6 protein-coding genes are annotated in these 8176 nt (G+C 38.6%); 1 reads left to right on the forward strand and 5 read right to left on the reverse strand.

Annotated elements, in window-relative coordinates; translation table 11 throughout:
* Window positions 1-82 precede the first annotated feature (82 nt).
* Complete coding sequence (locus tag TJ68_RS05245) at window positions 83-1543, forward strand: DEAD/DEAH box helicase (protein ID WP_052327330.1); 1461 nt, start codon at window positions 83-85, stop codon at window positions 1541-1543.
* Window positions 1544-1810: 267 nt separating this feature from the next.
* Here the strand turns inward: TJ68_RS05245 and TJ68_RS05250 are convergent, their stop codons facing one another.
* The 5 genes from TJ68_RS05250 to recA all read right to left on the reverse strand — a co-directional run bounded on the left by TJ68_RS05250 (window position 1811) and on the right by recA (window position 8051).
* Entirely contained in the window at window positions 1811-2677 is an 867-nt protein-coding gene (locus TJ68_RS05250; protein WP_040929111.1) for a 2-oxoacid:ferredoxin oxidoreductase subunit beta, read from the reverse strand.
* Window positions 2678-2694: 17 nt separating this feature from the next.
* Window positions 2695-4413: a 2-oxoacid:acceptor oxidoreductase subunit alpha gene (locus tag TJ68_RS05255; RefSeq protein WP_040929112.1), complete on the reverse strand. Its 1719-nt coding sequence runs from the start codon at window positions 4411-4413 to the stop codon at window positions 2695-2697.
* A 95-nt stretch (window positions 4414-4508) separates the two neighbouring features.
* A complete protein-coding gene (locus TJ68_RS05260; protein WP_040929113.1) occupies window positions 4509-5267 on the reverse strand; it encodes a TIGR00282 family metallophosphoesterase in 759 nt (252 codons plus the stop codon).
* 47 nt (window positions 5268-5314) lie between these two features.
* Complete coding sequence (gene rny / locus TJ68_RS05265; protein ID WP_040929114.1) at window positions 5315-6874, reverse strand: ribonuclease Y; 1560 nt, start codon at window positions 6872-6874, stop codon at window positions 5315-5317.
* A gap of 139 nt (window positions 6875-7013) precedes the next feature.
* On the reverse strand, window positions 7014-8051 hold the full coding sequence (gene recA / locus TJ68_RS05270; RefSeq protein WP_040929115.1) for a recombinase RecA: 1038 nt from the start codon (window positions 8049-8051) through the stop codon (window positions 7014-7016).
* Window positions 8052-8176 lie beyond the last annotated feature (125 nt).

Below are 8176 nucleotides of genomic sequence, written 5' to 3' on the forward strand. Positions count from 1 at the left end.
ACCTGAGCTCAATCAACTACATAAAGATGTCGATACGCTCTATAGTGAACTGAATAATGATTTAAAAATAAAAGAAGCATTTATGAATGACAGTGCGTCGTTTTATGCATTTATAGAATCAAGAACAGGCGTCGCATCGAGTCAACACGCTGGAGACTTGCCGTCAGTATTAGTTGAAAAAATAACAAATATGAATCTCGACGTATCACTGCTTACAGGTGGAACGTTACGTCCGTATCAGGCCTTCGGAACGAAATATGCGTTGTATAACAAACGCACGCTAATCGGTGACGAAATGGGGCTCGGTAAAACAATTCAAGCACTCGGAGTGATTACGCATTTATTTAAAGATAATAAAACGCGCGCATTTGTCATTTGTCCAAAAAGCGTGATGGCGAACTGGGCGCATGAAATCGAAAAATGGACGAGCATTCCGGTAAAAATATTTCACGGTGCAAAACGTGACGAAGCGTTTAACGAATGGCTTGAAACACCGAGTATTTTAATTACAAATCCTGAGCATACGAAAAACATAGATTTCGACGCATTAGATTTTATCGACTGCTTAATTATCGATGAAGCACATTTAATTAAAAATCCAAATACACAGCGTACAAAGAACGCTATGGTACTCGCTGAAAAAAGTGAATACGTCATGATGATGACAGGTACACCGATTGAAAACAATTTAAACGAGATGAAGCACTTAATCGGCATATTACAACCTCAAATCATTAAAGAGATAGATAATAATCCACGTATGAATGAACCAGAAACATTTAAGACGATCGTATCTCCTGCGTATTTAAGACGTAAACGTATTGATGTGTTAAAAGAACTCCCAGATATAGAATTCATCGAGATGTTTTCTGAAATGAGTCAAAAAGAACGCCAGTACTATAATGACGCTGTTCGAGAAGGTATATCAGGACTTATGAAGATGAGACGTGCTGCATTTACTGGTAATAACATCAACGATTCAGAAAAACTCGCGAATTTAATAGAAATTTGTACAGAGGCAAAAGAAAATGGTCATAAGATCTTAATCTTCAGCTTCTTTAAAGATAATTTAGAGCTCATTCATCAAACACTCGGCACTCAAAGTGCGGGGATAATTTCTGGAGACGTTTCAATGAATGAGCGTCAACAAATGATTGATACGTTTACACATCGAGAAGCTGGTGCAACGTTAATCGGCCAAATTGACGCAGCAGGTGTTGGTTTAAACATACAAGCTGCAAACATTGTGATTTTATGTGAACCACAGTGGAAACCATCGACAGAGCTTCAAGCAATTGGTCGAGCGTATCGTATGGGACAAACAAAAAACGTCATCGTGTATAGACTGTTATCCGAAAATAGTATCGATGAAGCAATTACACAAGTTAGAGATGAAAAACTAAAATCATTTAACCTATACGCAAACGACTCAAGCGTTGCTGATGTCTTTAAAGCTCAAGAAATAGAAATTAATGAAAAAGATATTCAAAAAGAAGCATTTGAAATCGAAAGAAAACGATTAGAAGAGAGTCAGGGTGCATAGATGGAGTTAGAGTTTGGGTTTAATTTTACGCAAAATCGATTTGCGTAAACGAGCACTCAGTTTCGTTGACAATTAGAGCTTTTGCGTCAAATTAATGAGCAACCCTTTTACACAAAAGCGATTTATGTTAAACAATAAAAAATAATTTTACAATAACCCGATTTGCGTAAACGCATGTTCAAATTCGTTAACGCAAAATCTCCAAAACCTCTCACCCAAACAAAAAGAAACACGCAAACTAAGATTCCTCTTAATTTGCGTGTTTTATTATGCGAAATGATTCATCAGTTCGTTAAACTGATCATCTTTTAATTTTAAATCATGATTAACGACTGCTTCATCTAAATAGCCATCGATATGTGATGCATATGATTTAGAGTGATTGTCTTGATATAAAATTCCTTTTAATAACCCTTCGTGCTCGTTGATATAGTTCATTACTTTGTTACGATCTTCTCTATCGTAGTCTTCGATATCTTCAATATCAGTCACGCGTTCTTTAAACCATTCATATGTGTTCACTTTGTTGTATGTGACACACGGACTATAAACGTTTACGAATGCGAAGCCGTCGTGCTTAATTGCCGCTTCAATTATTGCAGTTAACCCTTTAATATCACTCGAGACACTTTGAGCGACAAATGTCGCACCACTTGCCATCGCAGTTGATATTGGAACGATTGGACTTTCGATTGAACCGTCTGGTGTCGTGTTCGTTACGAAACCTTTCGCACTTGACGGTGACGTTTGACCTTTTGTTAAGCCGTACACTTGGTTATCCATGACGATATACGTCATATCGATGTTACGCTTGATTGCGTGAACAGTATGTCCAACACCGATCGCAAATCCGTCACCATCTCCACCTGTTGCGATAACTTCTAAATCTTTGTTGGCCATTTTAATACCTTGGGCGATTGGAAGACTTCTACCGTGAGTTGCGTGGAAACCATATGAACGAATATATCCAGATACACGTCCACTACAACCGATCCCACTGACTAATGCTAAGTCTTCTGGCTCTAATCCAACGTTTGCAGAGGCACGTTGAATCGCAGATTGAATACTAAAGTGACCGCATCCAGGACACCAGTTTGGCTTTATATCGTTTCTAAAATCTTTAAATTTTGCCATGACTATTCATCCTTTAATTACAATAATTCGTTCAAATGACGTTCGATTTCTACCGGTTTTAACGGCGTACCGTCATATTTATTAAACTGAGACATTTTACTATGATGTGGGTAGTTCATCTTAATGATGTTAAACAATTGTCCCGTATAGTTTTGCTCGACGACGAGTATCTCTTTAGCGCCATCCAAATATGGCTGTAGTGCTTCAATTGGCACTGGGAATAGTTGACGCATATGAATCGTCGTAATATTTTTATCGATACGTTCGACCGCTTCATCGACTGGTCCGTTACCACTTAAGAAACTAATGACGAGTAACTCAGAGTCTACGTTACCATTTACTTTAAACGGTGCGTCGATCGTTAGTCCCTCAAGTTTACGCATACGTTTGTCCATTTGTGTTTTACGGTTCACCGCACTTTCGTTAGGCGTTCCGTTCGGGTTATGTTCTACACCCGTGACGTGGTGAATACCACCTTTTACTCCAGGAATCGGTCGTGCGGAAATTCCACTTTCTGTCACTTTAAAGCGTTCAAAGTAACTATCATCTCCGTCGATGTCTTCAGTAATCATTTGTCCTCTATTAATGACGACTTTTGAAGGGTCAAATGGATTTGACGACTGCTTACCAAGTGACATTTGTAAATCTGATAAAAGAATGACAGGCACTTGATATTCATCTGCTAAGTTAAAAGCTTCAGTTGTCAGATAAAACGCATCTTCTACGTCTGTTGGTGCAAGGATGATTTTTGGAATTTCACCGTGCGTACCGTAAATCATCTGCATTAAATCGGATTGCTCTTGTTTTGTCGGAAGACCTGTTGACGGACCTCCACGCATCGTATCGACGATTACGAGTGGTGTTTCAGTCATACCAGATAGTCCAATCGACTCCATCATCAGTGACAGTCCAGGACCTGAACTAGACGTAAAACTTCTTGCCCCTGCATAGTTCGAACCAATTGCCATCGTAACTGCAGAAATTTCATCTTCAGTTTGGATGACTGTACCATCAACTTTTGGTAAATGTTCAATCATATACTCCATAATGTCACTCGCTGGAGTAATTGGGTATGCTGCCATAAAACGTACCCCTGCGTTTAATGCACCAAATCCTATCGCATCGTTACCAATCAGATATAAAGAATCACGAGTTTCGACTTTTTCTAGTTCAAAATCTCCGTCGATTTGGTCGAGTCTTTCCTCGATATAATTAAATCCATCTTTTAATGCATTTATATTATTATCTACGATTTCTTGGCCTTTACGCGCAAACATCGTGTAAATCATATCTGTAAACTTTTCTATATCAAGATGCATAAGACTTGCACTTGCACCGACAGCTACCATGTTTTTCATTAACTTACTGCCGTGTTCATTTGCGATTTCAGTAAATGGAACTGCGATGAGCTGAACGTTTAAATCCTCTTTTACTTCTGGTTTAAACTTTTCGTCAGCTAATATTACTCCGCCATCTATTAACTCGCTTGCGTTAATATCGATCGTCTCTTGATCGAACGCAACTAATATATGTGTGTGGTCGCTAATCGAGCGTACTTCTTTTGTTGAAATACGAATGTTGTTGTTCGTATGACCACCTTTAATTCTTGATGAAAAGTGACGGTAACTGTATAAGTAGTACCCCATACGGTTTAACGTCGTTGAGAAAATTTCACCAGTTGACTCAATTCCCTCACCTTGTTGTCCACCGACTTTCCATGATAATTGACTGATCATTTTCGTGCCTCCTCTAACAATTAAATCATATCAAATTTAACTGTTGAATTCAGTGTACATAGCGTCGTTCACTTAAAATTCATACTTATGTCCGATTACTCTCGTATTAAAATCGGTTCAATTGTCTGTTTGACTGTATCGATCACTACTGCAGATAAAATACCATCACCTTTATCAGGTACGACATGTCGTTTTGGTAATTGGTCTAAAAATCTAGAAATGACTGCTTCTTTATCGATACCGAGTATTCCATCTTTATACCCTGTCATACCGACATCTGTTATGTACAACGTACCGTTGTCTAGAACGACTGCGTCGTTCGTTTGAACGTGCGTATGCGTCCCGACGACAGCATTCACTCTACCGTCTAAATAATATCCCATTGCGATTGCTTCAGATGTCGTTTCACAGTGAAAATCCACAAAGATTTGATCTGCGGATTCTCTTTTTAACAGTGCATCAATTTCAGTAAATGGGTTATCAATCGACTCCATAAAACTACGTCCTTGTATGTTTACGATCATTAGCGTTTCATTGTTAATATTTACTTTTTTAAATCCTTCGCCTGGAACGATTGACGGATAGTTTAGTGGACGGATGATTTTTTTATCTTCTTCAAAGAGTTCGAACACTTCATCTTTATGGAACGCATGGTTACCTAGAGTGATAAAGTCCACACCGTATCCCATGAGCTCTTTATAAATCGCTTTTGTCATTCCTTTGCCGTGTGCAGCATTTTCGCCGTTTGCGATTGTATATTGTATGTTATATTCTCGTTTTAACTGTGGTAAATTTTCTTTTACTATTCGACGCCCAATTTTACCGACAATATCTCCAATAAATAAAATTCTCAATCTTTTATTCCTTTCATTAAAAAAGATTGGAAACAATGTTCCAATCTTTATTTGGCATATTCTACAGCCCTCATCTCACGGACAACTGTCACTTTAATATGTCCTGGATACTGCAGTTCATCTTCGATTTGTGATTTAATATCTCGAGCGAGTCGATATGCTTGTACATCATCGACGTCTTCTGGACGAACCATAATTCTAATTTCTCGTCCCGCTTGAATAGCAAACGACTTCTCAACGCCGTCGTAGCCTTCTGCAATTTTCTCTAAGTTTTCAAGTCGTTTCACGTAGTTTTCTAACGTTTCACGACGTGCACCTGGACGTGCTGCACTTAATGCGTCAGCTGCTGCAACGATTATAGAAATGATACTCGTTGCCTCAACGTCACCATGGTGTGAAGCGATTGCGTTAATCACTGTCTCGTTTTCTTTGTAGCGTTTTGCTAAGTCTACTCCAATTTCTACGTGTGAACCTTCGACTTCATGGTCGATCGATTTACCGATATCGTGAAGTAATCCTGCACGTCTTGCGAGACTTACGTCTTCGCCAAGTTCAGCTGCTAGCATACCTGCTAAAAATCCAACTTCTACTGAGTGTTTTAATACGTTTTGACCGTAACTTAAACGGAATTTCATCTTACCAAGATGTTTAATGAGTTCAGGATGTAAATTATGAATATCTAATTCAAACGCTGCTTGTTCACCAGCATCGCGAATGATACTCTCCATATTACGTCTTGCTTTATCGACCATTTCTTCAATGCGTCCTGGGTGAATACGTCCATCTAAGACGAGTTCGTCTAACGCATTTTTAGCGATCGTTCTACGTATTGGATCGAATCCTGAAAGGATAACTGCTTCTGGCGTATCGTCGATAATTAAATCGACGCCTGTTAACGTTTCAATCGTACGAATGTTACGACCTTCACGTCCGATAATACGACCTTTCATTTCGTCGTTTGGTAAGTTTACAACAGATACCGTCGATTCACTCGTGTACTCTGCTGCGTATCGTTGAATCGTCGTCGCAAGCAATTCTTTTGCTTTTCGGTCCGCTTCATATTCCGCTTCTTCTTGACGCTCTTTCAGCATTACAGCCATATCGTGTGACAGTTCTTTTTCGAGCGCTCTAAAGATTTCATCTTTAGCTTCAGCACTTGTTAATCCGGAGATGCGGGTCAATTCATCATTTTGTTGACTGATGATTTCATTAATCTTTTCTTCCTTGGCATCCACCGATTGCTGTTTGTCTTCAATTTTCGCTTCTTTTAAATCTAATATCTCATCTTTCTTATCTAGAGTTTCACTTTTTCGATCTAAGTTTTCCTCTCGAGAAAGTAGTCGAGATTCAAAAGCTTGTAGTTTTTGTCGTGCGTCGTTCTGCTCACGATCAAACTCTTCTTTTAACTTTTGATTGTATTCTTTTGCTTCAAGCAATTTCTCCTTTTTTAAATTCATCGCAGTTTTATTAGCTTCTTCGATGATATGTTCAGCTGAAGATCTTGCTTGTTGCTGCTTATTCGTCATAATTCTAATGACGATTAAATATCCGATAACAACACCGAGAATAATACCAAGTAAGATTAAGAAAATGTCTTTCATGTCCACAAAAAACACCTCCCTAATGCATGCTATTCACGTGTTGGTTAAAAATGTGTATTTTAAATATAATAATTTATCATACAGATTTCATTTTATATATTTTACATAAAAAATCAAGCATGAGAGTGACTCATGCTTGATAATATTATTCATCAAATAGGCTGTTTTCTACTTCTTCACTTTCTTCAGTGACTTCACCTGCAAAGCCTAATTCATTTCGTAATTTACCATTAATTTCTTCTAGTACTTCAGGGTTATTCGTTAAGTACTCTTTTGCGTTTTCTTTACCTTGACCGAGTCTTTCCCCGTTATAAGAGTACCACGCACCGCTTTTATCGACGATGTCGTATTCGACTCCGAGATCGAGAAGTTCACCTGTTCTAGAAATACCTTGTCCGTACATAATATCTACTTCTGCCACTCTAAATGGTGGTGCAACTTTGTTTTTAACAACTTTAATTTTCGTACGGTTTCCGACGATATCTTGTCCGAGTTTTAACTGTTCTGCACGGCGCACTTCTAAACGAACTGAGCTGTAGAACTTCAGCGCTCGTCCACCAGGTGTCGTTTCTGGGTTACCGAACATAACTCCAACTTTTTCACGAATTTGGTTGATGAAAATCGCTGTCGTATTACTTTTAGAAATTGCAGCAGATAGTTTACGTAATGCTTGTGACATCATTCTCGCTTGTAAACCGACGTGAGTATCTCCCATCTCACCTTCGATTTCTGCTTTTGGTGTTAACGCTGCAACTGAGTCAATAACGACGATATCCACCGCACCACTTCGTACAAATGCTTCAGCGATTTCTAATCCTTGCTCCCCATGATCTGGCTGAGACAGGTATAAGTTCTCAATATCGACACCTAAGTTTTTAGCATACACTGGGTCCAGTGCGTGTTCAGCATCGATAAATGCAGCGATTCCACCTTGACGCTGTACTTCAGCAATCGCATGTAATGCAACTGTTGTCTTACCCGAAGATTCTGGTCCGTAAATTTCGATAATTCTACCTTGTGGGTATCCACCAACTCCGAGTGCACGGTCTAATGTGATTGAACCTGATGACGTCGTTTTTACTTTACGTCCAGGATCATCACCGAGTTTCATAACGGCACCTTTACCGAACATCTTATCCATATTCTTTTGAACAGTTTCTAGAGCTTTTTGTCTTTCATCCATCTATTACATTCCTCCGAACTACTTTTTAAATCATTTTTCGATATTTAAAGTATACCATAACAAAAAATAAAAGACGAATATATGTTCGTCTTTTATGTGCTAAATTTCAAATATTAAATTCAGTA

The organism is Nosocomiicoccus massiliensis, from assembly GCF_000438455.1.
Taxonomy (GTDB): Bacteria; Bacillota; Bacilli; order Staphylococcales; family Salinicoccaceae; genus Nosocomiicoccus; species Nosocomiicoccus massiliensis.

Excerpts from the sequence above, each read along its gene's own strand:
- TJ68_RS05245 (WP_052327330.1), top strand. The coding sequence starts at position 83 with ATGAATGACAGTGCGTCGTTTTATGCATTTATAGAATCAAGAACAGGC.
- TJ68_RS05250 (WP_040929111.1), bottom strand. The coding sequence starts at position 2,677 with ATGGCAAAATTTAAAGATTTTAGAAACGATATAAAGCCAAACTGGTGT.
- TJ68_RS05255 (WP_040929112.1), bottom strand. The coding sequence starts at position 4,413 with ATGATCAGTCAATTATCATGGAAAGTCGGTGGACAACAAGGTGAGGGA.
- recA (WP_040929115.1), bottom strand. The coding sequence starts at position 8,051 with ATGGATGAAAGACAAAAAGCTCTAGAAACTGTTCAAAAGAATATGGAT.